Origin of the sequence: Saccharopolyspora rectivirgula DSM 43747 (genome assembly GCF_000497205.1) — a bacterium.
GTDB lineage: Bacteria > Actinomycetota > Actinomycetes > Mycobacteriales > Pseudonocardiaceae > Saccharopolyspora > Saccharopolyspora rectivirgula.
Map to the genome: position 1 here is coordinate 17376 of NZ_AYJW01000020.1, position 24264 is coordinate 41639.

At 71.0% G+C, this 24264-nt stretch carries 20 protein-coding genes and 1 other RNA gene; 15 read left to right on the top strand and 6 right to left on the bottom strand.

The window, feature by feature from the left end:
* Positions 1 to 133: 133 nt before the first annotated feature.
* A complete protein-coding gene (locus tag SREC43747_RS0107760) occupies positions 134 to 1192 on the top strand; it encodes a saccharopine dehydrogenase family protein (protein ID WP_037331562.1) in 1059 nt (352 codons plus the stop codon).
* Between the two features lie 55 nt (positions 1193 to 1247).
* Here SREC43747_RS0107760 and SREC43747_RS0107765 read toward each other — a convergent pair whose 3' ends face one another.
* The 3 genes from SREC43747_RS0107765 to SREC43747_RS0107775 are packed head-to-tail and all read right to left on the bottom strand — an operon-like array spanning position 1248 to position 8175.
* Entirely contained in the window at positions 1248 to 5366 is a 4119-nt protein-coding gene (locus SREC43747_RS0107765; RefSeq protein WP_236623080.1) for a TIGR02680 family protein, read from the bottom strand.
* Entirely contained in the window at positions 5363 to 6556 is a 1194-nt protein-coding gene (locus tag SREC43747_RS0107770) for a TIGR02678 family protein (protein ID WP_029720595.1), read from the bottom strand. The genes SREC43747_RS0107765 and SREC43747_RS0107770 overlap by 4 nt, the downstream gene beginning before the upstream one ends.
* Complete coding sequence (locus SREC43747_RS0107775) at positions 6553 to 8175, bottom strand: DUF2397 domain-containing protein (protein ID WP_029720596.1); 1623 nt, start codon at positions 8173 to 8175, stop codon at positions 6553 to 6555. Before SREC43747_RS0107775 ends, SREC43747_RS0107770 begins: the two co-directional genes overlap by 4 nt.
* Positions 8176 to 8313: 138 nt before the next feature.
* Between SREC43747_RS0107775 and SREC43747_RS0107780 the strand changes: the two genes are divergently transcribed.
* The gene (locus SREC43747_RS0107780) at positions 8314 to 9255 is read left to right on the top strand and encodes a cobalamin biosynthesis protein (protein ID WP_029720597.1); all 942 of its coding nucleotides are present in this window, start codon (positions 8314 to 8316) and stop codon (positions 9253 to 9255) included.
* Positions 9256 to 9259: 4 nt separating this feature from the next.
* Here the strand turns inward: SREC43747_RS0107780 and SREC43747_RS0107785 are convergent, their stop codons facing one another.
* The 3 genes from SREC43747_RS0107785 to SREC43747_RS0107795 form a co-directional block, all read right to left on the bottom strand.
* Positions 9260 to 10105, bottom strand: a complete 846-nt coding sequence (locus SREC43747_RS0107785; protein WP_029720598.1) for an SURF1 family cytochrome oxidase biogenesis protein — start codon at positions 10103 to 10105, stop codon at positions 9260 to 9262.
* A gap of 74 nt (positions 10106 to 10179) precedes the next feature.
* Positions 10180 to 11061, bottom strand: coding sequence for a fructosamine kinase family protein (locus SREC43747_RS0107790; RefSeq protein ID WP_029720599.1), 882 nt, complete (start codon positions 11059 to 11061; stop codon positions 10180 to 10182).
* Positions 11058 to 11525: a low molecular weight protein-tyrosine-phosphatase gene (locus SREC43747_RS0107795; RefSeq protein ID WP_029720600.1), complete on the bottom strand. Its 468-nt coding sequence runs from the start codon at positions 11523 to 11525 to the stop codon at positions 11058 to 11060. Before SREC43747_RS0107795 ends, SREC43747_RS0107790 begins: the two co-directional genes overlap by 4 nt.
* 80 nt (positions 11526 to 11605) lie before the next feature.
* Between SREC43747_RS0107795 and cobC the strand changes: the two genes are divergently transcribed.
* The 13 genes from cobC (at position 11606) to SREC43747_RS0107855 (ending at position 24261) form a co-directional block, all read left to right on the top strand.
* Positions 11606 to 12661 carry an Rv2231c family histidinol phosphate aminotransferase CobC gene (gene cobC, locus SREC43747_RS0107800; RefSeq protein WP_029720601.1) on the top strand — a complete coding sequence of 352 codons (1056 nt, stop codon included), beginning with the start codon at positions 11606 to 11608 and terminating at the stop codon, positions 12659 to 12661.
* Positions 12658 to 13515, top strand: a complete 858-nt coding sequence (locus SREC43747_RS0107805) for a Nif3-like dinuclear metal center hexameric protein (protein ID WP_029720602.1) — start codon at positions 12658 to 12660, stop codon at positions 13513 to 13515. Before cobC ends, SREC43747_RS0107805 begins: the two co-directional genes overlap by 4 nt.
* Entirely contained in the window at positions 13512 to 14246 is a 735-nt protein-coding gene (locus tag SREC43747_RS0107810; protein ID WP_029720603.1) for a zinc ribbon domain-containing protein, read from the top strand. The genes SREC43747_RS0107805 and SREC43747_RS0107810 overlap by 4 nt, the downstream gene beginning before the upstream one ends.
* Positions 14243 to 15322, top strand: a complete 1080-nt coding sequence (locus tag SREC43747_RS0107815) for a bifunctional RNase H/acid phosphatase (RefSeq protein ID WP_029720604.1) — start codon at positions 14243 to 14245, stop codon at positions 15320 to 15322. Before SREC43747_RS0107810 ends, SREC43747_RS0107815 begins: the two co-directional genes overlap by 4 nt.
* An 86-nt stretch (positions 15323 to 15408) precedes the next feature.
* Positions 15409 to 15803: RNase P RNA component class A (rnpB, locus tag SREC43747_RS20205), an RNA gene on the top strand.
* 530 nt (positions 15804 to 16333) lie between these two features.
* Positions 16334 to 16624: a hypothetical protein gene (locus SREC43747_RS0107820; RefSeq protein ID WP_029720605.1), complete on the top strand. Its 291-nt coding sequence runs from the start codon at positions 16334 to 16336 to the stop codon at positions 16622 to 16624.
* 6 nt (positions 16625 to 16630) lie between these two features.
* Positions 16631 to 17131, top strand: coding sequence for a hypothetical protein (locus tag SREC43747_RS0107825; protein WP_029720606.1), 501 nt, complete (start codon positions 16631 to 16633; stop codon positions 17129 to 17131).
* A 16-nt stretch (positions 17132 to 17147) separates the two neighbouring features.
* A complete protein-coding gene (locus tag SREC43747_RS0107830) occupies positions 17148 to 19976 on the top strand; it encodes an ATP-binding protein (RefSeq protein WP_037331564.1) in 2829 nt (942 codons plus the stop codon).
* On the top strand, positions 19973 to 21850 hold the full coding sequence (locus SREC43747_RS0107835; protein ID WP_236623081.1) for a hypothetical protein: 1878 nt from the start codon (positions 19973 to 19975) through the stop codon (positions 21848 to 21850). The genes SREC43747_RS0107830 and SREC43747_RS0107835 overlap by 4 nt, the downstream gene beginning before the upstream one ends.
* Before the next feature lie 24 nt (positions 21851 to 21874).
* Positions 21875 to 22462 (top strand): hypothetical protein, encoded by a 588-nt coding sequence (locus SREC43747_RS0107840; protein ID WP_029720609.1) that lies wholly within the window; start codon positions 21875 to 21877, stop codon positions 22460 to 22462.
* A 1-nt stretch (position 22463) separates the two neighbouring features.
* Positions 22464 to 23477: a C40 family peptidase gene (locus SREC43747_RS0107845; RefSeq protein ID WP_051387826.1), complete on the top strand. Its 1014-nt coding sequence runs from the start codon at positions 22464 to 22466 to the stop codon at positions 23475 to 23477.
* Positions 23478 to 23513: 36 nt separating this feature from the next.
* Positions 23514 to 23972, top strand: a complete 459-nt coding sequence (locus tag SREC43747_RS0107850) for a hypothetical protein (RefSeq protein ID WP_029720611.1) — start codon at positions 23514 to 23516, stop codon at positions 23970 to 23972.
* 103 nt (positions 23973 to 24075) lie between these two features.
* A complete protein-coding gene (locus tag SREC43747_RS0107855) occupies positions 24076 to 24261 on the top strand; it encodes a hypothetical protein (RefSeq protein ID WP_029720612.1) in 186 nt (61 codons plus the stop codon).
* The last annotated feature ends 3 nt before the right edge of the window (positions 24262 to 24264 follow it).

A 24264-nucleotide genomic window follows, 5' to 3' on the forward strand; every position in this document is an offset into this window, starting at 1 on the left:
TGCTCCACCTCTCAGGCAACCGGCGTCGGAAACACCGCGTTGAAGACGTGGTCGAGCCGTCCGGTCGTGGTAGAGATCATGATCGCCTATGGTTCGAGCGTCGAAAGGCAACGTGGGGATGGCTGGAGCGCAGATGTCGGGCACCTGGATGGTTTACGGGGTCTCCGGCTACACCGGGCGGCTGGTCGCCGACCTCGCCTGCGAGCGAGGAGAACGCCCGGTGGTGGCGGGCCGGAACGCGGAGAAGGTCGCCGCCTTCGCCACCGCGCGCGGCCTGCCGTACCGCGTTTTCGACCTGAAGGACCCGGGCGCGGTGGCCGCAGCCCTGGACGACATCGACATCGTGGCGCACTGCGCCGGACCGTTCTCGACCACCTCGGCCCCCATGGTCGAGGGCTGCCTCCGGGCCGGCGCGCACTACCTGGACATCACGGGCGAGATCGACGTGTTCGAATCGGTCTTCGCGCGCGACGAGGACGCCCGGCGAGCGGGCGTCGTGCTGCTGCCGGGAGCCGGTTTCGACGTGGTCCCCACGGACTGCCTCGGTGCGATGGTCGCCGCCAAACTGCCCGACGCGACCCACCTGGACCTGGCTTTCTTCGCCAGCAGCGCGATCAGCCCCGGCACGATGAAAACCGCCCTCGAGGGAGCCGCCACCGGCGGCCGCGCCCGCATCAACGGCGAACTGCGGCAAGTGCCGCTCGGCTGGCGCGTCCGCGAGATCCCGTTCCCCTCCGGGACCAGAAGAGCAGCCTCCCTGCCGTGGGGGGACGTGGCCACGGCCCACCGGAGCACGGGCATCGAGAACATCACCACCTTCGCCGCGCTCCCCGGCCTGGACCGGGTGCGCGGCCGCAGCGCGCGAGCAGCGCAAGCGGTGTTCGGGTTGCCCGCCGTGCAGCGGGTCGGCAAAGCGCTGATCGGCAAACTCCTGCGCGGTCCGGGCTCCCGCCGCCGAGCCCGCGGGTGGGCCGAGGTGTACGCCGAAGCCCGGAACGCTGCGGGGACCACGGTGACGGCCGCCCTGGTCACCCCCGAGCCCTACGACCTCACCGCCGACTCGGTGCTGCGGATCGTGAGCGCCCTGCGAACCCGGCAAGTGGCGCCGGGAGCGCACACCCCCTCCACCGCCTTCGGGGCGGACTTCGTGCGTCGACTGCACGGGGTGAAGGTCATCGAAACCCTCGGCTGAGGCGCCGCACCGGCGGCCGCGGCAGCTCCCGAGAACCGCTCCCGCGGCCGTCGGCTCACGACTCGGCGGTGGTCAGGCCGCTGCCGTTCCACACGGTGTGGGTGCACGCGATGCCCGGTCCGCTGCTCGGCCGGAGGATGTCGAAGATGTGCATCTTGGGGATCTTCGGCGAGATGCCCCACCCACTGGGCCAGGTGATCACCCAGTCCATGTCCAAATCCACCAGCAGCCCCAGCATCCGGGCGATCGTGGGATCGTCCAAGCGCTCGAACGCCTCGTCCAGCAGCACCAGGCGCAGCGGTCCCCGACCGTCCGAAGAGGCGCTCACCGCGTCGTAGAACGCGGCGGCCGCGGCGAACAAGGTGACGTAGGAAACCAGCCGGGTCTCCCCTGAGGACAGCTGGCGCAGCCGGCGCACCCGCGGCTTGCCGTCCGGGCCGGTGTCCCGCACCCGCACGTTGAACGAGTACCAGGAGCGGTAGTCCAACGCCCGCGCCAGCAGTTCGGCGTAACCACCCGAAGCGCTGTCCCGCTGGGCCTCGATCAGCTGGGTGAACACCCGCCGCAACACGGCGTCCTGCTCCTCGCTGCGCTCGGCGAACGGGATGCGCACCAGCTCGATCGCCTGCCGCACGTCGTCGCTGAGCGAAGGGGAGGGCCGCCACTCCAACTGGACGTGCACGCCCTGGCTGGACCGCGCCCCCTCGAGCACCTCGTTCATCCGCCGGCACAGGTCCCGGGCCACCCGCAACTGCTCGCGCAGCCGCTCGGTCAGGTCGCGGATCAGGTAGTCGGCGAAGATCTCCTGGTAGCGCTCGTTGAGGTAGCCGCGGAGTTCCGCGAGCCGGGTGCTGACCCGGTCAGCGGCCTCCGCCACCGGCTGCGGTCCCTCCTCACCGGTGATCGTCACCGCGAACAGTCCGTCCACTTCGGTGACCGCGATGTCGTAGTTGCCGGCCAGCGCCTGCTGCAGCACCTGCTGCTCGTTGGCCACCTTCCCCCAGGACGTGCTGCGCTGCGGGGCGTCCAACACCAGCTCACCGGCCTTGACCAGGTCGTCCGGCACCTCGTCACCGAGCCCGCAAGCCCGCCAGAAACCGGGCAACCGCAGCGCGCGGCGGAACTCCTCGGACGCCGCCGACGCCAGCGACTGCCGCTCCTCCAGCGCCGCCTGCCGGTCGTCCAACCGGTTCTCCAGCTTCCCGGCGGAAACCTGCAGCTTGGTCAGCTCCTGACGGGCCTTGGGGAGCCGGCGCCGCAGATCAGCCCGCTCCTGCTCGTAGGAGCTGACCCGCTCGGTGATGTCCTTGGCCTCGCCGTCGACGGCCGCGGTCAACTCGGCCAGCGCCGCGGCCTGCTCGGCGTACTCGGCGCAGCGCTGCTCGGCCTGGGACTCCGCCTCCATCCGGTCGGCCACCGCGACGTCGTGGTGCAGGCAGATGTCGCGCAGCTCCGCCACGGTCGGCAAGCAACGCGTCTCCACCGCCTCGCGCAGCAGGTCCAGGCAGGTCAGCGCGTCGTTGGCCGCGCGGTTGGCGGCCTGCAGCAGCTGCGTCTCCGCGGGCAGACCCGCTTCACCGGCGGCCCGCACCAGATCGGCGTGCGCCGCCTGCCAGCGCTGCCGGGCCTGCTCGTGCTGTTCGCGGAGCTCAGCGGCCTGCTGCTCAGCGGCCTCCGCCGCGTCCACAGCGGACGCCAGCTGGACGTGCGCGGTCAACAGCTCGTTGTCGTCCGGATAGGAGTCCAAGTGGCGTTCCAGCGCCAGTGCGTGCTCCCCGGCCTCCCGGTGCCGCTGCTCGGCAGCAGCGATGTCGGCGTTCAACCGCTCCAGCTCGTCCTCCAGCTCGGCGATGCGGCGTTGCCGGGCAGCGTGCCGGGCACCGGCACCGATGAACTCGGCGGTGCTCTTCCGCCACTGCCCGGACAGCACCCCGGACCGCCAGCGGCCGGACGTCGACACCGAGAACGTGCCGCTGCCATCGGTCGAAACCGCCCGCAGCAGTTCGGCCACCCGCTCCTGGGGAACCGGGTTGTCCGCGTCCGCGGCCGGCACCAGCAGATCGGCGAGCGTGCCGCCGGAGGCCGCTGCGCGCGGCGCGGCGAACAGGTCGGGCACCCCGGTGACCTCACCGTCAGCGCTGACCCACGCGTTGAGCAGACCGCTGGCCTGCAGAGCCGCTTCCAGACCGGCCCGCTCCGCTTCCTCCAGCCCGGGCTGGAAGTCCACCAGCTGGTAGAACGCGCGGCCGCGCTCCGGATCCCGGTCAGCGGTCGCCCACTCCGGCCGTCCCGGGACGCGCTCGCCGCCCGCCTGCAGCTCCGCCAGCTCCCGCTGGTGCTGCTCCCTGTCCGCCTCCAACGCGGCCAACTCCTGCTCCAGCTGCGCGGCCCGGCGGCGGGCCTGCTGCAGTTGCGGGCGGGCCCAGAGACGGACGTCGTCCCGCGCGTAGCGGGTGGCGTTGCGGTCAGCGACCAGCTGTTCCGGGGCCGGTGGCTCCGGCGGTTCCGCTTCCCCGGGCCAGTCGTGCGCCCAGTCCGCCGCCCGCGCCGCCCAGGCGGCAGCGGCTTCGCGCAACTGCTGCCGGGCCTGGTGCCGACGACCGGATTCCTCCGTCGCGGCCAGCTGGGCTTGCCGCGCGGCGCGGTGCAGCTCGCCGATCCTGCTGTGCTCGGCGTCGAGCTCCTGGGCCTGCTGGTGCAGCGTCAAGGTCAGCGCGGCTTGCTGCCGGGCCAAGGCCGCCACCTGGTCGTAGTTGTCCAGCAGCGCGCGGTACTGCTGCGCGAACCCGTCGGTGTCCAACTGCGGCACCAGGTACCGCTCGATGGTGACCGGTTCGGCGTCCGGGTTCGGGGAAGTGCGCACCCGTTCGGTCTTCACCCGCAGTTCCGCGTTCGGCGGGGCGGGGGGCGCGGGAACCAGCGAACTGTCCAGACCGGCCGCGTCGAGCTGGCCGGCGGTGCGGGAAGCCGCGTTCGCCGCCGCCTGGTTGTCGGTGACCAGCCGCCGCAGCACGTTCACCACCGCTTCAGCGGACCGGTGCTCCTGCGCCCGGTGCTTGCTCGCGGTGTCCAAAGCGGACAGTGCAGCGGCCCTGGTGCTCTCCACCAACCGCTCGCGGTCCCGCAGGTTCTGCAGCTCCCCGTACGCCGGGTGCGAGCGCAGCGCTTCGATGCTCGTCTCCAGCTCGGCTTCCCGCTGCTCGAGCTCGGCAACGGTGCGCTGCGCTTCCGCGGCCTGCTCCTGCTCGGTGGCCAACTTGCGCTGCAGTTCGGCGAGTTCGCCCCGCAGCGCGCTCAGCCGTTCGTCGGCCTTGCGCATCTTGCCGGCGCGCTCCTGCAGCGAGCCGAGCGCGTAATCCGAGTAGCAGGCGAGGAAGCGGCGCAGCGCCTCGTCCGCACCGGACAGCCGGACGATGTTCTCGCGGATCGACTCCAGGTCGTCGAACGAGGTCGCCAACCGCTCGATCAGCGACGAGTCCAGCGGGGGGAGCGCGTCCGAGAGGATCTGCTCCAACTGCTGGTTCTGCACCCGCAGCCCCACATCGGGATTGCGCAGCGTGCGCTGCAGGTGCAGCAGATCGCTGTAGCGCTCCGCCGGAACCCCGTAGACGACGGACGCCACCTTCGCCCGGAAGGCCTCGTCGTCCAGCACGCACTCCGGGCCCAGCTCCTCCCGGAGCGCAGCCGCGCTCAACGGGTACCGGTCCTCGTCGGCCAAGTGCAGGTCGACACCCACCCGCCGCGAGGTGATGAACCGCCACGAATCGCTGATCGCCTGCGCGGTCCGGGACGCCTTGACCCCGATGCCGCAGGTCAGGAACTCATCACCGCCGTCCTCGGCGGTGCGGTGCAGTTCGATCCAGGCGTAGCCGATCCGGTTGGGCTGGGTGCCGGGGTACTCGTCCAGCATCAACCGCCGGATGCTCACCGTGTCGAACCCCTTGGAGCCCATCTGCCGCAGGTCGCCGTCCAAGCACAGCGGGAGCAGCAACTCCAGGGTGCGGGACTTGCCCGAACCGTTGGTGCCCTGGAAGATCGCCCGGCCACCGGAGAAGTCGAACTCGGTTTCGGCGTACTGCCAGATGTTGACGATGCCACCGCGGTGGAGCCGCCAGCGCGCCGTCAGCCCGCCGGGGATTGGCGTGTCCGCCCCGCTCACCAGTTGTGGGCTCACCGTTGACCGTCCTCGTCCGTCGTGTCGAAAAGTGACCTGGGCTGCGGCGCGGGCTTGGGAGGCCGTTCCGCCTCCGGCGGTGCCGCCGCGGCGTCCGGGTGCGGTCGCCAGCGGTGCGCCACCGGACTGAGCAGCCACTGCTCGCCCTCCCGGGACAGCAGGCCGGTCCGGTCGAGCAGATCGACGACCTCGTCCACGAGCTGCTCGGGATCCTGGGTGGCCTGCCGCGCCCAAGCCGCCGGGTAGGCCGCGACCAGCTGCTGGCACACCTCGTCGAGAAGCCGCCGGTTGATCGGATGCTTGCCGTCCGGGCGAGGTTGCGTCCGGGAGAGCAACTCGGGCAGGGCCAGCAGCGTGATCCGCGACACCGTGCTGGCGCCGGGGAAGACCAGATCGGTCAGGTAGCTCTCCGGATCGGTCACCAGCACGCCCTCGGCCCGGAACTCGGTGACCAGGTTGAAGTACCGCTCCAGGGTGGCCGACTCCCGCTCGCCGTGCTTGCGCAGCCACGCCGCCTGCTCGGCCGGCAGGTCCTGGTAGAGCACCACCGGGTCCTCGACCAGCCGGCGCCGCACCGCTTGTTCGGCACTGCCCTGACCAGCGGCCAACTCGACCAGTTCCACCGGGCTGCCCGCCTCGCCCAGCGGACCGACGAGCAGCTGGCCGAGCAGATCGGTGTTGACCGTGATCAACGCCTCCTCCTGGGAATCGGCCGAAACCGTGCCCTCCGTCTCGGCGATCACCCCCAGGGCGACCAGGTGCCGCAGCGCTGCCGTCAGCGCCCGCCGATCGGTCTGGTCGTCCACCACCTCGATCCCGGCCTCCGCGGCAGCAGCCCGGATGTCGGAGACCAGCCGGGACAACAGCACCTGGCGGCCCGCACCGGTCAACGCGGCCAAGGTCAGCGCCACGTAGGCGTGGCCGCGCGGGGACAACCCCGGCTCACCGCGGCTGGGTCCGCCCGCCGGACCGGTCTTGCACAACCGGGCGAACCGGCGTTCCACCACCAACCGGTAGCCCAACAAGTGGGCGAACATCTCCTGCAGCACCGAGCGGTGGCGGTAGACCAGCGGCAGCAGATCGCCCTCCGGGCCGTCCGGCCGCAGCAGCGGTCGCCGCAGCAGCACCCGCGCGCAGTGCACCACGTTGGCCTGGTCGATGTTGCTCAAACCGTCGAACTGCAGGCTCATCCGGCGACCCCAGTGCTCACGTCCTCACCGCTGATCCGCACCGCGGTGTCCTGCAAGGTCAAACTGCCCGCGGCGCTGCGCACCTCGGTGGCAGTCCCCGGAGCGTGGCTCACCGTCAACCGCACCCGGTGCACCGGGTCGAACGCCGACCCGGTGCCGGTCTGCTGCTCCCGAGCGGCCATCGCCAGCGTGAGCAACTCGCAGAACACCTCCAGCGCGTCCGCTGACAACCGGGTCTGCGGCAGGCGGGACGCCGCCGCGGCCAGTTCGGCGAACGCCGCGCTCCGCCGCCGGTCCGCTTCGCGGGCCCGGTCCCGCAGTGCCACCTCGGTCATCGGATCGTCCAACACCCGGGAGGTCTTGCCGCGCCCGGACCGGTCGCTGCGGGCCCGCACGCTGACGCTCACCTCCTGCACCGGGCCGTCGCGCCACGGCACGTCCTCGTTGTCGGCGTCGTACTCGGGTGCCGGGAACAGGTGCCGCGCCGAGTGCAACCCGAACGCCGCGGCGTACAGCTGCTCCGCCCGCTCCGGGGTGGCTTCGTCGAACCACTTGGCCAGCTTCAGCAGCTCACCGCGCCGGCTGGGGGCCAGCACGCTGCCGGCGGTGGCGCGCTTGACGCTGGCCAACAGCGCGCCGATGGCGCGCGCGGTGGCCTCCCGGAGCGCGGAGACCTGGCTCGGGCGGCCGGGGGAGTCGACGAACCAGTCGGTCAACTCCTGCCAGTCCGCCGCGGAACGGCCCCGAGCCCGCTCCACCTCGCCGCCGAGCTGCTCGGCGGGGCCCAGCTGCCGGAGCAGTTCGTCCCGCCTCCCGGCCAGGTCGGTCAGCGAACGCGCGAGCGACTCGGTGTGCCGCAGCACGTCCTCGACCACCATCTGGATGTACTCGACCAGCAGGTTGCGGAAACCCGAGATCTCGTCGGGGGCGAGCTGGTGCCGGTTCACCACCTGGCCGAGGTAGGCGTAGAAGTCGCGGACCGTGGCGGCGAGCTCGGTGTGCTGCAGGAACACCGTGGTGACCTGCCCGGCCAGCTGTTCGCGGGCCCGTTGCACGCTCCGCGCCCGCGGGTCCCGCTGCTCGGCGGCCAGGACCTCGGACAGCTGGGTGCTGATCGAACGCAGGCCGCGGTCGATGGCGGGCAGCAACTCCCGGGACACCTCCCTGGCGCCCTCGGGCACCCGCAGCAGGACGTCGACCTCCCGCTGCACCCGCACCGCCAGCTTGCTCACCTGGTACCGAACGCTGCCGTGCTGGAACTCGGCGATGCTGGAGGCGATCGTCTCCCGGCGCCCGACCACCAGGTTGCCCCACTTGACCAGCTGCTTGAGCCGGTCGATGACGGTCTCCGGGTTCGATTCACCGGGGGCGATCCGGCCCTCCCGCTCCACGTCGGCCAGCGCGGCGGCCACCTCACCGGCCGACAGGTCGGCCAGCAGCGTGGAGGTGAACAGCCGCATGATCGCCAAATAGGTGCGGCGCTCGGGGGCCTGCAGGTAGGAGAACAGCTGCAGCCTGGCTTCCTCGTCCGCGGGCTGCTCGGCGGGGGAGGGCTCGGCCGAGAGCGCACCGGCGGTCTCCGCCCGCAGCGCGTCAGCTTGGTGATCCGGGGCCGTCACGGTCGGCAACCATAGCCGGTGGGGCGGACCGGCCTTGCCGCCAGCCGGCGGAGTCCCCTGCGGGGCCCGGTGCCCCACGGTGTTCAATTGCCGGGGGAAGATCTTCGCGGAGACCGCGGCGGGACGAGGAGGAACCCGGTGAGTGCGGCACGGGCAATCGGGCTGCTGCTGGGAGCAGCCGCAGATGCAGCTCTGGGCGATCCGAAGCACGGCCACCCGGTCGCGGCGTTCGGCCGGCTCGCCCAGGCCGGCGAACGCGCGCTGTACCGGGACCACCGGCTGCCCGGCGTGGTCTACAGCGTGCTGTTCACCGGAGGTGCGGCCGGTCTCGGCATCGCGGTCGAGCGGATCACCCGGCGCAGCCCGGTGCTGCAGGCGGCGAGCACCGCTTTGGCCACCTGGGTCGTGCTGGGCGGGGCCTCGCTGGCCGACGAGGGCACGAAGATGGCCAGGCTGCTCGACGCCGGGGATCTCGACGGTGCCCGCACCCAGCTCAAGTGCCTGTGCAGCCGGGACGCCTCGACGCTCGACCAGCAGGGGCTGGCCCGGGCCACGGTCGAGTCGGTGGCCGAGAACACCTCCGACGCGGTGGTGGCCCCGCTGCTGTGGGGAGCGGTCGCCGGCGTTCCCGGTCTGCTCGCCTACCGGGCGGCCAACACGCTCGACGCCATGGTCGGCTACCGATCGCCCCGGTACCGCGAATTCGGTTGGGCCTCGGCCCGGCTCGACGACCTGCTGAACCTCGTCCCCTCCCGCGTCGCGGCCCTCCTGACGGCTGCGTGCGCGCCGGTGGTCGGTGGTTCCGCGCGGGACTCCTGGCGGGCCTGGCGGCGGGACGCCAAAGCCCACCCGAGCCCCAACGCGGGACAGGTGGAAGCCGCTTTCGCCGGTGCACTGCAGGTCCGGCTCGGCGGGCGGACCGTGTACGGCCACGCGGCCGAGCAGCGCCCGATCCTCGGGGAAGGGCGCACCGCCGACACCGGGGACGTGCGCCGCGGTGTGGAGCTCTCCCGGGTCGTCGGAGCGGCCGCCGGGGCAGCGGCCGCCGCGTGGGCGCTGCTGCGCGCGCTGCGCCGGTGAGCGCTCAACCGCGCTGGCGGTTCTGCAGCTCTTCCTCCTCGCGCCGCTCCTCCTCGGCGATCGCCTCGGCCACGGACAGCTTCCTCCGCCGGGCGCGTTCGCCGGTGGCTTCCCCGCTCGGCTTCGGCCCCCGCATCTCGGTGTGGATCAGGTACCCGACGGTGGCGATGGCGAGAACGCCGAAGGTGATCCACTGCAGGGCGTAGGAGAAGTGCGGACCGGAGTTCAACTGGGGCAGCGGGAGCACCCCGAGCCCGCCCGGCTGGTCCTCGACCAGCACGAAGTAGCCGGGGCGCAACTGGATGCCGGTGCTCTCGGCGACGGTTCGCGAGTCGATGGTGTGCACCCACCGGTGGCCGTCGTGCTCGAAAGCGGGGCGCTGCTGCGCGTCGACCTCGTCCATGCGCACGCGAGCGGTCAGCGTGACCTCCCCGGAGGGAGGTGCCGCGAAGTCCGGGGTGCGGGTGCTCTCCACCGGGCGGATGAAACCGCGGTCCACCAGGACCGTCGTCCCGTCGGTGAGGCGGAACGGGGTGAGGACTTCGAAAGCGGGCTCACCCAGGACGCTGCGCTGCCAGGCCAGGACTTCGCCCTCCGGCAGGTACTGGCCGCGCAGGACCACCCGCTTCCACTCGGTGCTCTGGTCCGGGGCTTGCCCCTGGGGCAGGACTTCGTCGAGCGGTCGCGGTGGTTCCCGGAACGAGGCGCTGATCGCCTCGTTGCGGGCGTGCCTCTCCTCGCTGCGCTGGAACTGCCACGGGGCGAGCACCGTGAAGCAGAGTGCGACGAACACCACGACGAGTGCGATCGCGGCGAGCCAGCCCGGTCGCAGCAGAAACTTCAGGCGCACACCTACTACGGTAAGTCGCTGGGGTTTTCGCCCCCGAGCTGGGCTGGTGGGGGTGTGGGCGAATCAACTGCGGTTCAGCCCGCGGCGCGCAGCGCGGAGCGGGCGGCCGCCAGCGCTTGCCCGGCGTAGCCGCTGCCGAACAGCACTGCGTGCACCAGCAGCGGGAAGAGCTGGTGCAGTCCGACCCGCTGCCGCCAGCCCTCCGCCAACGGGCTGACCTCCTGGTAAGCCGCCAATATCCGGTCCAAGTGCGGGCAGCCGAAGAGCTGCAGCATCGCCAGGTCGGTTTCCCGGTGCCCGCCGTGCGCGGCCGGGTCGATCGCCCAGGCCACCCCGTCTCCCCAGTGCACGTTGCCGCTCCACAGGTCGCCGTGCAGCCGGGCGGGCGGTTCTGCCGGGCCGGCCAACTCGTCCAGCCGCTCGCACACCGAGCGGATCACCTTGCCGTCCTGCGGGCCGAGCACTCCGGAGTCGACGGCCCGCTGCAGGTACGGCTCCACCCGGTGGGTGGCGTAGAACTCCGGCCACGACTCGCACGGCACGTTCCTCATCGGCGCCAAGCCGATCCAGGCCTCTTCCGGACCGCCCGGGGGAGCTGCCCCGAAGTGCGGGGCACCGGCGGCGTGCAGCCGGGCCAGCCCGCGGCCGAACTCCTCGGCCGCCTGCGGAGTGGGCGCCCCCGGCTCGATGAAGTCGATCACCAGCCAGTGGTCGTCGTGGCCGTGCACCCGCGGCACCGCGAGGGCACCGGGTTCGGCCAGCCAGGTCAGGGAGGCCGCTTCGGCCTGGGCGGCTCGCTCCAGCCTGCTGGCCTTGGCGAACACCGGGGTGCCGTCGGGCAGCTGGGCGACGAAGGCACCGGCCGCGGCGTCCCCGCTGCTGACCTGGCGCACCGAGACCGGGGGCTGCCCGGTGATCTCGGTTATCGCCGCTTCGGCCTGCGCGCGCAAGCTCATTGACCTCCGATCCGCTCCCGGGTCCAGTCGAGCAGTCCGGGTACGGCTGCTTCGATCATGGCCAGCACTTCCTCGAAGCCCTTGTCGCCACCGTAGTAAGGATCGGGCACTTCGGCGTCCTCGGGCGAATCCGGGTCGAACGAGCGCAGCAGCCGCACCTTCGCGGGATCGTCGGCCAGCCTGCGCACCGCTGCCAGGTGGCCGCTGTCCATGACGACCAGCAGATCGGCGGCCAGGTGCTCGTCGTCGATCTGCTGGGCGACGTGCTCGGTCGGGTAGCCGTGGTCGGCGAGGACCTTCTGGGTGCGCCGGTCGGCGGGCTCGCCGGCATGCCACGGCCCCACCCCGGCGCTCGTCACCTCGACCTGATCGGCCAGCCCGGCCCGCCGGAGGTGCTCGCGGAATACCAGCGCCGCCATGGGAGAACGACAGATGTTCCCGGTGCAGATGAAGGAGATGTGCACGTCCGCCGAGGATAACGACCGGTGCACCGGAGCGGGCCGCGTGGCGGGAAGCGATCTCGCCGGTGGCTAGACTGCCCGCGATGAGCGGCGGAGACGATCAGGAGCTGTTGCGCCACCACGGCGATGTCGACGCGGCCCCCGGGCTGGTCGACTTCGCGGTGAACGTCCGGCTGGACCGGCCACCGGCGTGGCTGCGCGACCGGCTCGCCGCAGCGCTCGACCGGGTGGGGAAGTACCCCTCGCAGCAGGACCAGCGGGCCGCGCAGGCGGCGGCCGCGCAACGGCACGGCCGAGACCCCGAAGAGGTGCTGATCCTCTCCGGAGCGGCCGAGGCGTTCTCCCTGCTGCCCGCGCTGCGCCCCAAGTTGGCCGCGGTGATCCACCCGTCGTTCACCGAGCCGGAGCTGGCGCTGCGCACCGCCGGGATCGAGGTGCGGCGGGTGGTCCTGCCGGCCGAGGACGGCTACCGGCTCGACCCGCGGGCCGTGCCGGAGCAGGCCGACCTGGTGGTGGTGGGCAACCCGACGAATCCGACTTCCGTGCAGCACCCGGCCGGTGACATCCGCCGGCTGCTGCGGCCCGGCCGGGTGGTAGTGGTGGACGAGGCCTTCGCCGATGCGATCCCCGGCGAACCGCAGTCGTTGGCCGGCCACCGGGCGGACGGGCTGCTGGTGGTGCGCAGCCTGACCAAGACGTGGGGACTGCCGGGGCTGCGCGCCGGGTATGCGCTGGGCAGCCCGCAGCTGCTGCGGCAGCTCGGTCGACTCCGCCCGCACTGGCCGGTGGGCACGTTGGTGCTGGAAGCGGTGCGGGCCTGTTGCGAGCCGGCGGCGGTCGCGGAAGCGGAGCGGGCTGCGCTGCGCACCGCCGAGCACCGGCGGGAGCTGGCCGCCGAGCTCGCCGCGATCCCCGGGGTCCGGGTGGTCGGGCCGGCCCACGGGCCGTTCCTGCTGCTCTCCGTCGAGAACGGGGAGAAGGTGCGCGGGGCGCTGCGGGAGCGGGGGATCGCGGTGCGCCGGGGAGACACCTTCCCCGGGTTGGGGACGAACGACATGCGGGTGGCGGTGCGCCAGCCGGACCAGAACAGGCTGCTGGTCCGGGCTCTCCGGGAACTCGTGGGATGGGATGAGGCATGACGGTGCGGATCAAGGACGTGCTCGCGGTGCTGGAGGAGGCGTATCCGCCTGCGCTGGCCGAAAGCTGGGACGCGGTCGGCCTGGTCTGCGGTGATCCGGAGGAGCCGGTGCACCGGGTGCTGTTCTGCGTGGACCCGGTGGAGGCTACTGTGGACGAAGCAGTGCAGGCGGGCGCGCAGCTGCTGGTCGCGCACCACCCCCTGCTGCTCCGGGGAGTGCACGGGGTCCCGGCCAACAGCCACAAGGGCCGGGTGGTGCACCAGCTGATCCGCTCCGGTGTCGCGCTGTACTGCGCGCACACCAACGCGGACAGCGCGGTTCCGGGCGTGTCGGACGCGTTGGCCGCTGCGCTCGGACTGTCGGTGCGGGCCCCGCTGGCCCCGCACGCCGAGGGAGCCGCCACCGGGCTCGGCCGGATCGGGGAACTGCCCGAAGCCGAGCCGCTGCGGGACTTCGTGCAGCGGGTGGCCAACGCGCTGCCCACCACGGCGTGGGGGGTTCGCGCGGCCGGTGATCCGCAGCAGCCGGTGCGGACCGTCGCGGTCTGCGGTGGCGCTGGGGATTCGTTCCTGGCCGCCGCGCAGGAGGCCGGGGTGGACGCGTACGTGACCGCTGACCTGCGGCACCACCCGGCTGCGGAGCACCTGGCGCAGGCCGACGTCCCCGGCACCAAGGTCCCCGCGCTGGTGGATGTGGCGCACTGGGCCAGCGAGTGGCCGTGGTGCCAGCAGGCGGCTGACATCGTGACCGCGGCGCTGCCCGATACTGTCGAGGTTCTGGTTTCCACCCGCCGCACCGATCCGTGGACTGTGCACGCCGGTACGGCAGCCGACTCAGGGAGGACACTCGCGTGAAAGCCGACCCAGCCGCGCAGCGGCGGCTGCTCGAGCTCGCTCAGGTCGATGCCGATCTGAACCGCGTCAAGCACCGCCGGCGGACCTTGGCTGAACTGGAAGAGATCGGTCGCGCGGAGCGTGAGTTGCAGGCCAAGCGGGACGAGCTGGTGCTCGCCCAAACTTCCTACGGCGATCTCGAGCGCGAGGTGAAGCGCCTGGAGAAGGAGATCGAGCAGCTGCGCGCCCGGAAGGAACGCGACGAGCGGATGATGTCCTCCGGTGGTTCCGCCAAGCAGCTGGAGGAGCTGGAGCACGAGCTGCAGACCCTGGCCCGCCGGCAGGACGTGCTGGAAGAAGAGCTGCTGGAGGTCATGGAGCAGCGCGAGGCGCTGGAGGCCAACGTGACCCGGTCCAAGCAGGCGGTCGCGGAGGCCGAGCAGGCGCTGGAGGACGCCAAGTACCGCCGCGACGAGGAACTCGCCGACCTGGAGGCCGCCCAGGCGCGCCGCGCGAAGGAGCGCGAGCTGCTGATCAACGCCCTGCCCGCGGAGCTGGCGGCGCTGTACGAGCGGATCCTGCAGCAGCGGGGCATCGCGGCCGGGCCGCTGCAGGGCAGCCGGTGCGGTGCTTGCCGGCTCGAACTCGACAGGTCGACGTTGAAGGACTTGCGGGAAGCGGCCCCGGACGACGTGGTGCGCTGCTCGGAGTGCGGTGCTGTGCTGGTGCGCACGGGAGGAGCCGGCGAGTGAGCGGCCGGTTCGTCGTCGAAGCTGACGGCGGCTCGCGCGGCAACCCCGGCGTGGCCGGGTGCGGGGCGGTAGTCCGCGGCCCCGAGGGGGAAGTGCTGGCCGAGCGGTCGATCAGCCTGGGCACCACCACCAACAACGTCGCCGAGTACCAGGGGCTGATCGCTGGACTGCGAGCGGCCGCCGAGCTGGGCGCGGACACCGTGGACGTGCGGATGGACTCCAAGCTCGTCGTCGAGCAGATGTCCGGCCGCTGGCGGGTCAAGCAGCCCCACCTGCAGCCCCTCGTCGCGCAGGCGACGGAACTGGTCGGGGGTTTCGCACAGGTCAGCTTCACCTGGGTGCCCCGCGCGGAGAACGCCCACGCCGACCGGTTGGCCAACGAGGCCATGGACGCGGCTGCGTCCGGTGAGCAGCCGCGGGACCGGGAACGGGCGCCCGCGGTGGGCGACGAGGCGACCACCCGACTGGTGCTGCTGCGGCACGCGCAGACCGATTTCTCCGTGGAAGGGCGCTACTGCGGTCGGGGTGACCCGCAGCTGACCCGGGTCGGCTGGCAGCAGGCCAGGTTGTTGGCCCGTCGGGTCGCGAAGCTGCCGAACCTCCCGACTTCCGGTTCGGTGGTGCTCTCCTCGCCGCTGCGCCGGGCCCGGCAGACCGCGGACGAAGTGGCGGGGGAGATCGGCGGGGAGACCGTGGTGCACGACGCGCTGCGGGAGGCCGACTTCGGCGAGTGGGAGGGGCTCACGTTCGCCGAGGCCGCCCAGCGGGACCCGGAACTGCACCGCAAGTGGCTTTCCGACCCCAGCGTGCCGCCGCCGGGCGGGGAGAGCTTGGACGCGGTGCACCGGCGGGTCGCCGCGCTGCGGGACGAACTGGTGGACCGCTACGCCGGCCGGACCGCGGTGGTGGTCAGCCACACCACGCCGCTCAAGGCGTTGTTGCGGCTGGGGCTCGGTGCCGGTCCTGAAGTGTTCTTCCGGCTCCGGTTGGACCTGGCCTCGCTGTCTATTGTGGAGTTCTACGCCGACGGGCACGCGTCGGTCCGGCTGGTCAACGACACCTCCCACCTGGCTTGATCCCGCGAGCCGGGTGGGCAGGCGCCCGCCCGCGCGCACGCCTCCGGACCGTTCGGTGACGGTTGGGTAAACTCGGAAGGAGCGGATGAGTCGGCTGGGCGACCGCGGTGGGCGAGAGCCCATCGAGGAAAGTCCGGACTCCACAGGGCAGGGTGGTTGCTAACAGCAACCCGGGGCGACCCGCGGGAAAGTGCCACAGAAAACAGACCGCCCGGTGGGTTCTCCACCGGGTAAGGGTGAAAAGGTGGTGTAAGAGACCACCAGCACCCCGGGTGACCGGGGTGGCTTGGTAAACCCCACCCGGAGCAAGGCCAAGAGGGCACCGGTAGGTGCCTGCGCGGACGTTCGAGGGTGGCCCGCCCGAGTCCGCGGGTAGGCCGCTTGAGCTTGTCGGTGACGGCAAGCCCAGATGGATGGTCGCCGAACGGGACTGCCGCAAGGCGCCCGGGAACAGAATCCGGCTTACAGGCCGACTCATCCGCATCTTCGTTCTTCTCGTCGGGAACGTTCGCCGTCGCGGCCGCTTCGCGCGTTCTCTCCTCTTTTTCAGTGCAGATGCCGCGACCAGCGCTGCCCTGGGTGGTACGGCCAGGGGAAAAACCGCTACCCTGCCAGCAAGCCAAGATCACTTGGCCGGGGGCCGCTGGTCGAACTCGCTCCGCGGTGATCCGGTCGGGTGCTTCCTGGTGAGGTGTGCGCAACTCCACTTCGGCACAGGTTTGTGCACGGTGTGTTACGAAAGGGTTCGCAAGCGGGTGAAAAGTCACGACAGTCGAGGCAGAGGGTTGCCTGGTTATTGGCGATTCTGCCGTTTTACGCCAAAAGTGGCATGCCCGTTCGGCCTATCCGGCGCGTGGCCGAGCTGATTCGGTGCCGCCGGGTTTTCGCCACACCCGGAGCCGTAACCACTACTTCTGGTGACCTTGTCATGTTCTACTCGTACCTGCGTGCCGGATCATGCCGGCAAGCTCAGGCACCGACCCGAAAACACTGCGCGCTAGGGGTGCAGAGATGACCGCCATGCCGCTGGAAACACTGGCGCAACTAGACGTACTGGCGCAGCAAACGCAGCTGGGCACCGAGGGCATCCGCGGTTGGATTCTCAACAACCTGCTTCCGCTGCTGCTGCTCACCGTCGCCATCCTGCTGCTGTGGCTGGGTGGCGGGAAGGGCGACAACGCCGGTGTCATGCGTCGAGTGGGCGGTGTTTTCGTCGCGCTCGGCATCATCGGCTTGGCCGTCACCGGTGCCGGGGTGGACATCGGAACGTTCATCGCCAGCTTGTTCGCGACCAGCGGGTGATCACCAGTGCGCATCCGCACCGACGACGAGATCTACCGGGTGGACGCGGTCTGGCTCGGCCCGCCCAAGGCGACGTTCCCGTGGCGGGCGCGCTACGTCGCCTGGGGCGTGGGCATCGTGGTGTTCCTGCTCGTCCTCGCCGTGGAACGGCGGCTGGGAATCGGCTTCGGGTTCTTCTCAACCGCGTGGGCAGTCGTCATCACCGTTGCGCTCACCAGGCTCATCTGCTCGCGGATCAGCCACGAGCGGCCGCTGAGCGCCGTGATGACGATGTGGCTGCGCGAGCTCACCGCCCCGCGGGAGAAGACGTCCGCAACGGGCGGGGCCGCCAGCGCTGCCCGCATCAGGGTGAACAGTCAACGGCCTCGGCCGAAGAAAACCAGGCAGCGGTCCCGGGGCAGGCAGCGGAGGGCGCGGTACGCCCGGCAGCCGGGCCGCACCCCGGTCGCCAGCACACGCGCGCGTAACAGGGAGGTTCGCGGTGTTCGGTCGCCAGCGAGGCCGTGAGCGGAACAAACGACAGATGCTGAACCAGTCCCGCGGTCAGAACCAGAAGGCCCGCAAGAAGAGGAGGCGGCCTCGCGGGCTCGGCGACGAGCAGGCGATCCCCACCTACACGCCTTCGATAGCGGCTCGTTCCATCGACGGCCACCTGCTGCGGACCTCGCAGGACGTGTTCGCCTGGTACCGGCTGTCCCCGCAGCGCTGGTCGTTCCGGTCCGACTCCCAGCGCCAGGACCTCATCGCCGCCATCGCCGGCCAGTACGCCGAACTGCAAGGGCGTTGGCTGCACCTGCGGGTGACCACCCGGCCTTACCCGATCCGGATGTGGGCCGAAGCCCACGTCCACAATGCACGCAACCCGCTGCCGGACGTGCCCGGAGCGCTGTCCTTCGACGACTACATGGTCGGCGAGCAGCAGCAGCTGATGGGCCGCTCCATGGCGGAAAAAGAGGTCTACCTCGGTGTTCAGGTGCAGACCCGCAACGTCATGGACCGCGCGGTGGAACGAGCCGCTCCGCTGCTGCGCCGCGTCTTCCCCGAAGCGGTCGATGCCGAGCTGGTGGCGCTGGACAGCGAAATCGAGCACCTGGACCAGGTGATCGGCTCCGCCGGCCTGGAAGGACGCCCGGTCACCGCTGAAGAGATGTCCTGGCTGATGCACCGGTCGTGCTCGCTGGGGTTGCCGGCGCCGCGCAACCTGCCGGCGGTACCGGGTGCGCCGTGGGAACCGGAAGACCTGGCTTCGTTCACCGACGCCGCTGACATGCACCAGGAGCCGTACGCGCCCACCGTCACGGTGCGCGGTCGCACCGGTTCCAACGCCGGCATCACCCGGCACGTCGCGGTGCTCACCGTCGGCCAGATGCACGGACTGCAGATACCGGAAGTCGACGACCCGTGGGTGCAGCACTCCGACCGGCTGCCCGCGCCGATCGAGTGGTCGGCCCGGATCTACGTGCGCCGCCCCGAGGACGTCAACGGTGAACTGCAGCGCCAGATGAACAAGGTCCGCTCCCAGGTGCGCCACTACACCGAGGAGCACGGCCTGGAGCCCCCGACCTCGCTGGCCCGCCAAGCCAGCCGGGTGCTCGAAATCGACGACGAGATGACCACCGGTTTCACCGCGCTGGCGACCCGGGTCAAGTCCTGGTGGCGGGTGGCGGTTTCCGGGCCGACCGAACGCGACGCGCTCCGGCTCGCCCAACAGCTCCTCGACCTGTACAAGCCGAAGATCGCCATCGAGCACCCGGAAGCGCAGTACTCGCTGGCCCGCGAGTTCATCCCGGGAGAACCGCTGGCCAACGCCGCGTACATGCGCCGCGGATCCGTGGTCTGGGCGGCGTCCGCGGTGCCGCAGGCGACGGCGGAAGTCGGCGACCGGCGAGGGATCCTGCTGGGCGAGACGTGCACTGCCACTCGCCGCCCGGTGGCCTGGGACCCGTGGATGGCCCAGGAGATCCGCGACTCGTCCGGGTTGACCGCGATGGTCGCCGGTCTCGGTGGCGGCAAGTCCTTCCTGGGCGGCGGCATCGTCTACAAGACCTTGCGGTCGGGTTCTTATTGGACGCTGCTGGACCCGTCCGGTCCGCTCGCCGAACTGTGCAACCTGCCCGAGCTCAAACCCTACGCGCGGCCGATCAACCTGCTCAGCGCGCAACCGGGCATCCTCAACCCGTACCGGGTGGTCGCCGAACCCGAACTGGAGCACTTCGTCGACGAAGACGACCCGGAACGCAGTTGGCGCCGCGAACGCGCGCTGGCCGCGGCCACCCGCCGACGCCTGGTGCTGGACGTGCTGACCGGTCTGCTGCCCTACGAGGTGGCCCGGCTGCCGCAGACCAGGATCGTGCTGCTGCGGGCGGTGCGCTCGGTCGGCGGCCGACCCGACGCCCACCCGGGCATGGTCTTCGACGCGCTGCGCCGGGACGCCAGCGAACACCACGAGCACGCGGTGGTGGTGGCCGACTTCCTCGACGAGATCCGGGAACGCATGGCCCTGCTGATCCCGGAGGACGACGCCGACCCGTACTCGGAGCGGCGGGAGGACCGGCTCACCGTGCTGACCATGTCCGGGCTCACCCTGCCCAAGGACAACGTCGGCCGGGAGCACTGGACGGATGCCGAAGCGCTCGGCGTCCAACTGCTCAACCTCGCGGCCTGGCTCACCCAGCGCTCCGTCTACGAGCGCCCGAAGGACGAGCGCAAGGGCGTGTGGATCGACGAGGCGTTCTTCCTCTCGGAAGTGCCCACCGGCCGGGTCCTGATGAACCGGTTCGCCCGCGACTCGCGCAAGTGGAACGTGCGGGTGCTGCTGTCCAGCCAGCTGCCCGCGGACTTCCTGCGCATCCAGGGGTTCGCTTCGCTGCTCGACTCGGTCTTCGTGGGTCGGCTGGACGACGAGCAAGCCCAGGCCGACGCGCTGCGGCTGCTCAAGGTTCCGGTCGGTGCCGGCTACGAGCAGGTGGTGGCGTCCCTGGGGCGGCGGCCCACCCGCAGCGAAACCGAACGCGACCGCTCACCGCGGCAGTTCATCTTCGGCGACGGCGCCGGTGGGGTGGAGCGCATTCGCATCGACTTCTCCGGGCCGCACCTGGCGCACCTGCGGGAAACCCTCGACACGACCCCGGGCGGGGTGGAAGAGGTCGCCGAGCCTCCGGCCCTGCAAGCGGGCGTCGACACCGGGGCGAACTCCGACGTCCACACCGGCTCCGCAGCCGATGTGGACTACGACGACGACCTCGAGGCGTTCGACGAGTTCGAGCTGGAGACCGTCGGCACCGGACCCCGCCAGGACGCGCAGGATCCGGCGCCGCAATCCGGCGAGCGAGGTGGAGAAGGCCAGCGGTGAGCGGGTTGATCGTAGCTTCGCTGATTGTTGGTGCCGTCCTGTTCGGATGGTTGCGGCGCAGTCCGAAACGCGGCGCGCTCGTGCTGGCGGGTGCGCTGCTGGCCGCGCAAGCAGCGCTCGGTGCTCCCGCTTGGGCCCAGGACTTCGACTGCAAGGAGCCGCCCAATCCGGAGATCCCCGGTTCGGGCATGGTCGGCGAGATCGACCGGGCCCCGCTGTCGGCGGGTCAGCCGGGAAGCGCCTACGACGAGGTCGGCTACGCCGGTCTGGTCTGGCACACCTACGACCTCGGCTGCGGTCCGCAGGGGGTGACCAACCCGCACGCCCTGGTCGACACCTGGCTGGGCAACGAGCTGTTCAACGTCGCCAAGAACATCGTCGGAGCTACGAACGGCCTGCACTACGCACTGCTCTACGGCGACCTGATGGGGCCGCTGGACGAGATGATCGCCACCGGCACGGTCGCGCTCTACGACAGCGTGTTCGCCCCCTTGTTCGGTGTGGTCGCCGTCGTCCTGGCGGTGCTGCTGTTCCGCTACATCTGGCAGGGCGACCTGGCCAACATCGGAAAGCGCACCATGTGGGCGCTCGGCGGTCTGTGGTTCGCCTCGGCCACCTACCTGACGCCGCTGGTGTACACCCACGCCCTCGACGGCGTCGTCATCACCGGGACTTCCGCGGTGCAGGCCGGCTTCCTGCGCGAAGTCGGGGTGGAGGAGGCCGACGCGCTGCCGACCCTGCTGCACGACCAGGTCGTCTACCGCAACTGGTTGCGCGGGGAGTTCGGCTCCCCGGATTCGCCGAAGGCGGAGGAGCTGGGGCGGGAGCTGTTGCGCGCCCAGGCCTGGACGAAGCAGGAGGTCGACGCCGGTCTGCACGAGGGCTCTCCGGAACCGAAGAAGGAAGCCTTCGAGGAAGTCGCCGGCAAGATGGGCAGCGCTTACGGCTACTTCCAGGGTGTTGACGGCAGTCGAGTGGGGGCCGGGGCGCTGGCGCTGGTGCAGAGCCTGGCCTACGCGTCCTTCCAACTGCTGGCCAAAGCCGCGATCCTGCTGGCGCAGGTGCTGCTGCGCGTGCTGATCCTGACCGGACCGATCATCGGACTGGTCGCGCTGCTGTACCACGACGTGCTGCGCGGCATCGGCCGAGTGGCCGGTGCAGCGGTGCTGAACGCGGTCGTCATCGCGGCGATGGCCGGGGTGCACACCTTGGTGCTCACCTGGATCTTCAACCCCACCTACGGGTTCACGCCGCTGGTCCAGATCCTGCTGGCCTCGCTGGTCACCCTGGTGTTCCTGCTGATCGGCAAACCGGTGCGCCGGATGCGGCAGATGGTCGAACTGTCGGTGGGCAGCTTCGGCCGGGCGCTGCCGAGCGCACCGCCGAGCATCTTCTCCCGCTTCCGGGGGCGGCAGTCCACCGATTCGGACAACAGCGGTGACTTCTGGGAGCAGATCCGGCAGAGCGGTCCGGAGGAGGACGGCGCCGGCCCGCGGGGCCGTTGGCGCGCTCGACCCGAAGCGCAGGCTCCCTCGGTCTCCGCGACCGCCGAGCGGCTCGACCAGTACGAGCCACCGGAACTGGTGGACGGCGGGGGGGTGGCCAGCCAGGTGCAGCGCCGCCCGGGAGGCCAAGCCGCGCTGCCGCCGGTGCGACAGACCAGCCGGGTGGTGGACACCAACCCGGTGGTGGCCGAATCCAAGTGGGACGGGGTGGAGGAGGACCCGGTGGTGGTCCCCTCCCGCGTCGTCAGCGGCAGGACGTCGGCCGACACGTCTTCCGAACTCCGTCGCGCGGAGACGGAATTCGTCCAGGGCCAGCCGGTGCACGTCATCTACCGGCCTTCCCGGGGTCTGGAGGTTGCTGATGGCTGATCCGGCTGGAAAAGCGAGGTAGTGATGCCGATCCGGACACACCGCGGTCGGGCCGCCGTGTACCGGCGGTTGTGGGCCTGGCCGTTGCGCTCACCCAAGCACCTGGTCGCGGCCGTGCTGCTGGTCGTGGCGGCGGGAGCGGTCATCGCCTACCTGCTGCCGCAAGGCGTGCGGACGCTGCCGCAGGCCGAGCGCGACCACACCGGCCAACCGGTGGAGCACTCCGCTGTCGTGCCGCCGGTCACCACGCACACCCCGGCGCCGCCGACGATTTCGGTACCGACCTCGACACCAGCGCCGACCCCACCGGATCCGCAGGGGCTGAAGGTGGTGGAGGAGTGGGGCCGGGCGTGGGTGACCCACCCGCCCGGCAGCACCAAGCAGCAGTGGCTGGACGCCCTGCGCCCGCACACCACCGACGAATTCATCACCGTCATGCAAACGGTGGAGCCGGCCAACGCCGGCAGCGCGATAACCGGTCCGGTGACCCCGATCTCCTCCACCGCGACCGCGATGAAGGTGAGCTTGCCGACCGACATCGGCGTGTTGAACGTCCGCGTGATCAAAACACCCGATGGCTGGAAAGTAGCCGGCTACGACAGGGAAGGCTGAGATGCGCAAGCTCGTCGTCGCGGTCGTCGTCCTGGCCGGATTCGCCGGGCTCGTCGGGATCGGAGCGGTCACCGTCCTGATGAGCGGCGGTGCCGGTCGCTACGCCGCCTGGGGGAACTGCAGCTCCTGGCTCGGCCCGTGGGGGGAAGGCGCGGGACGCGGGGAGCGGGATGCGGCGAGGCTCAGCAGCGAGTCGCGGGCCATCGTCAAACGCATCATCGAGATCGGCAAGGAGCGGGGTTTGCCGCCCCGGGCTTGGCAGATCGCCATCCAAGCCGGGAAGACCGAATCGAACTTGGCGAACTTGCCGTACGGGGACCGGGACTCCCTGGGCATCTTCCAGATGCGGCCGTCGATGGGCTGGGGGACCCCGCAGCAGCTCAACGACATCGACTACCAGATCAACAAGTTCTACGACGTGCTGCTGCAGGTGCCCGGCTGGGAGGAGATGCGGCCGGGGACCGCAGCGCAGCGGGTGGAGCGGTCGGCCTTCCCGCTCCGCTACCACAACTGGGAGCCGATGGCCGCTTACCTGGTGAGCGTGGAAGGCGATGTGGAGGGCATGACCGGCTGCGACGACCTGCCCAGCAGCGGGGTGCTGGCCGGGAAGGCGGTGCAGTACGCGATGGGCAAGCTCGGCGCACCTTACGTGTGGGGCGCGGCCGGCCCGCACACCTTCGACTGCTCGGGACTGACCCAGCAGGCGTGGAAGGCGGCCGGCGTGGAGATCCCGAAGTACTCCCAGACGCAGTACTTCCAGGGCGGGGTGCACGTGCCGCTCTCCCAAGCACAGCCCGGTGACCTGGTGTTCTGGGGGCACGGCAGGAATCCCGACGCGATCCACCACGTCGCCCTGTACCTGGGGGACAACAAAGTGGTGCACGCCCCTCAACCCGGGGAACGGGTGGAGGTGACCGAACTGTGGGACGGCGGGGAGCTGTTGCCGACCGCGGTCCGGCCAGTCGCCGACGAAGCAGCGAACGCGGAACTACCAGCCGCCGGGGGGCAGCGGTAACAATTGAGCCCGGCCTGACCTTCGAAGGGTTGAATCATGTACACGCCAGACCCGATTCCGCGGCGGTCCGGTCCGCCGGCCTCCAGCACTCCGCTAGCTGACTACCTGGCTCGGGAACGGCGCGGCGTTGACGCCGGGTACGTGGTGCTGCCGCGCTCCCTGGCCGAGGCGATGCCGCTGCCTTGGCAGCAGCAGATGCGCAATCTGCTGGCCGAGTTCCACCAGGCCTTCGGGCACCTGCAGTGGCCGATCTACCGGGTGGTTCCGTCCCGGTACGAGCGGTTGACCGATCTCGACGAGGAACAGCTCGCCGAAGTCGGTTGCACGGTCGAAGTCGGTGACGACGGCGAACTCGAGTACCGCATGCGGGACGGGCGCCGCGTCGAGAACCCCGAGACCAAACAGGTGCTCGTCTCCTGCTTGGACCCGATCCCGCGGCAGGGGCCCGGCGGTTCCCCGCCCACTCCCGCGGCACCGCCTTCGCAGCCGTGGTGAGCTCCGCTCTTCGGGTAGTGGGTTCACCTGCAACGCGCGGGGTTTGGTCTGAACGGCTGGCTCGGGACGTGACACACGTGCTCAGCCGTGCGAGGCTCGAAGTATGGCCAGCGGCAATTGGTACTACTGTTTGAAACACCACAAGGTGGAGCCGGAGGCGGGCTGTCGAGCGCTGAACCGACTCGGCCCCTACCCGGACCGGGAAACCGCCTCCCAAGCGTTGGAGATAGCGCGGGCCCGCACCGAAGCAGCGGACGAAGCGGATCGGCGCTGGAACGGGGAGGACTGACCT

Coding starts and splice junctions, on each gene's coding strand:
- SREC43747_RS0107830 (WP_037331564.1), top strand. CDS start 17,148: ATGCTGAACCAGTCCCGCGGTCAGAACCAGAAGGCCCGCAAGAAGAGG.
- SREC43747_RS0107790 (WP_029720599.1), bottom strand. CDS start 11,061: ATGAGCTTGCGCGCGCAGGCCGAAGCGGCGATAACCGAGATCACCGGG.
- SREC43747_RS0107845 (WP_051387826.1), top strand. CDS start 22,464: ATGCGCAAGCTCGTCGTCGCGGTCGTCGTCCTGGCCGGATTCGCCGGG.
- SREC43747_RS0107805 (WP_029720602.1), top strand. CDS start 12,658: ATGACGGTGCGGATCAAGGACGTGCTCGCGGTGCTGGAGGAGGCGTAT.
- SREC43747_RS0107850 (WP_029720611.1), top strand. CDS start 23,514: ATGTACACGCCAGACCCGATTCCGCGGCGGTCCGGTCCGCCGGCCTCC.
- SREC43747_RS0107770 (WP_029720595.1), bottom strand. CDS start 6,556: ATGAGCCTGCAGTTCGACGGTTTGAGCAACATCGACCAGGCCAACGTG.
- SREC43747_RS0107760 (WP_037331562.1), top strand. CDS start 134: ATGTCGGGCACCTGGATGGTTTACGGGGTCTCCGGCTACACCGGGCGG.
- SREC43747_RS0107840 (WP_029720609.1), top strand. CDS start 21,875: ATGCCGATCCGGACACACCGCGGTCGGGCCGCCGTGTACCGGCGGTTG.
- SREC43747_RS0107820 (WP_029720605.1), top strand. CDS start 16,334: ATGACCGCCATGCCGCTGGAAACACTGGCGCAACTAGACGTACTGGCG.
- cobC (WP_029720601.1), top strand. CDS start 11,606: ATGAGCGGCGGAGACGATCAGGAGCTGTTGCGCCACCACGGCGATGTC.
- SREC43747_RS0107855 (WP_029720612.1), top strand. CDS start 24,076: ATGGCCAGCGGCAATTGGTACTACTGTTTGAAACACCACAAGGTGGAG.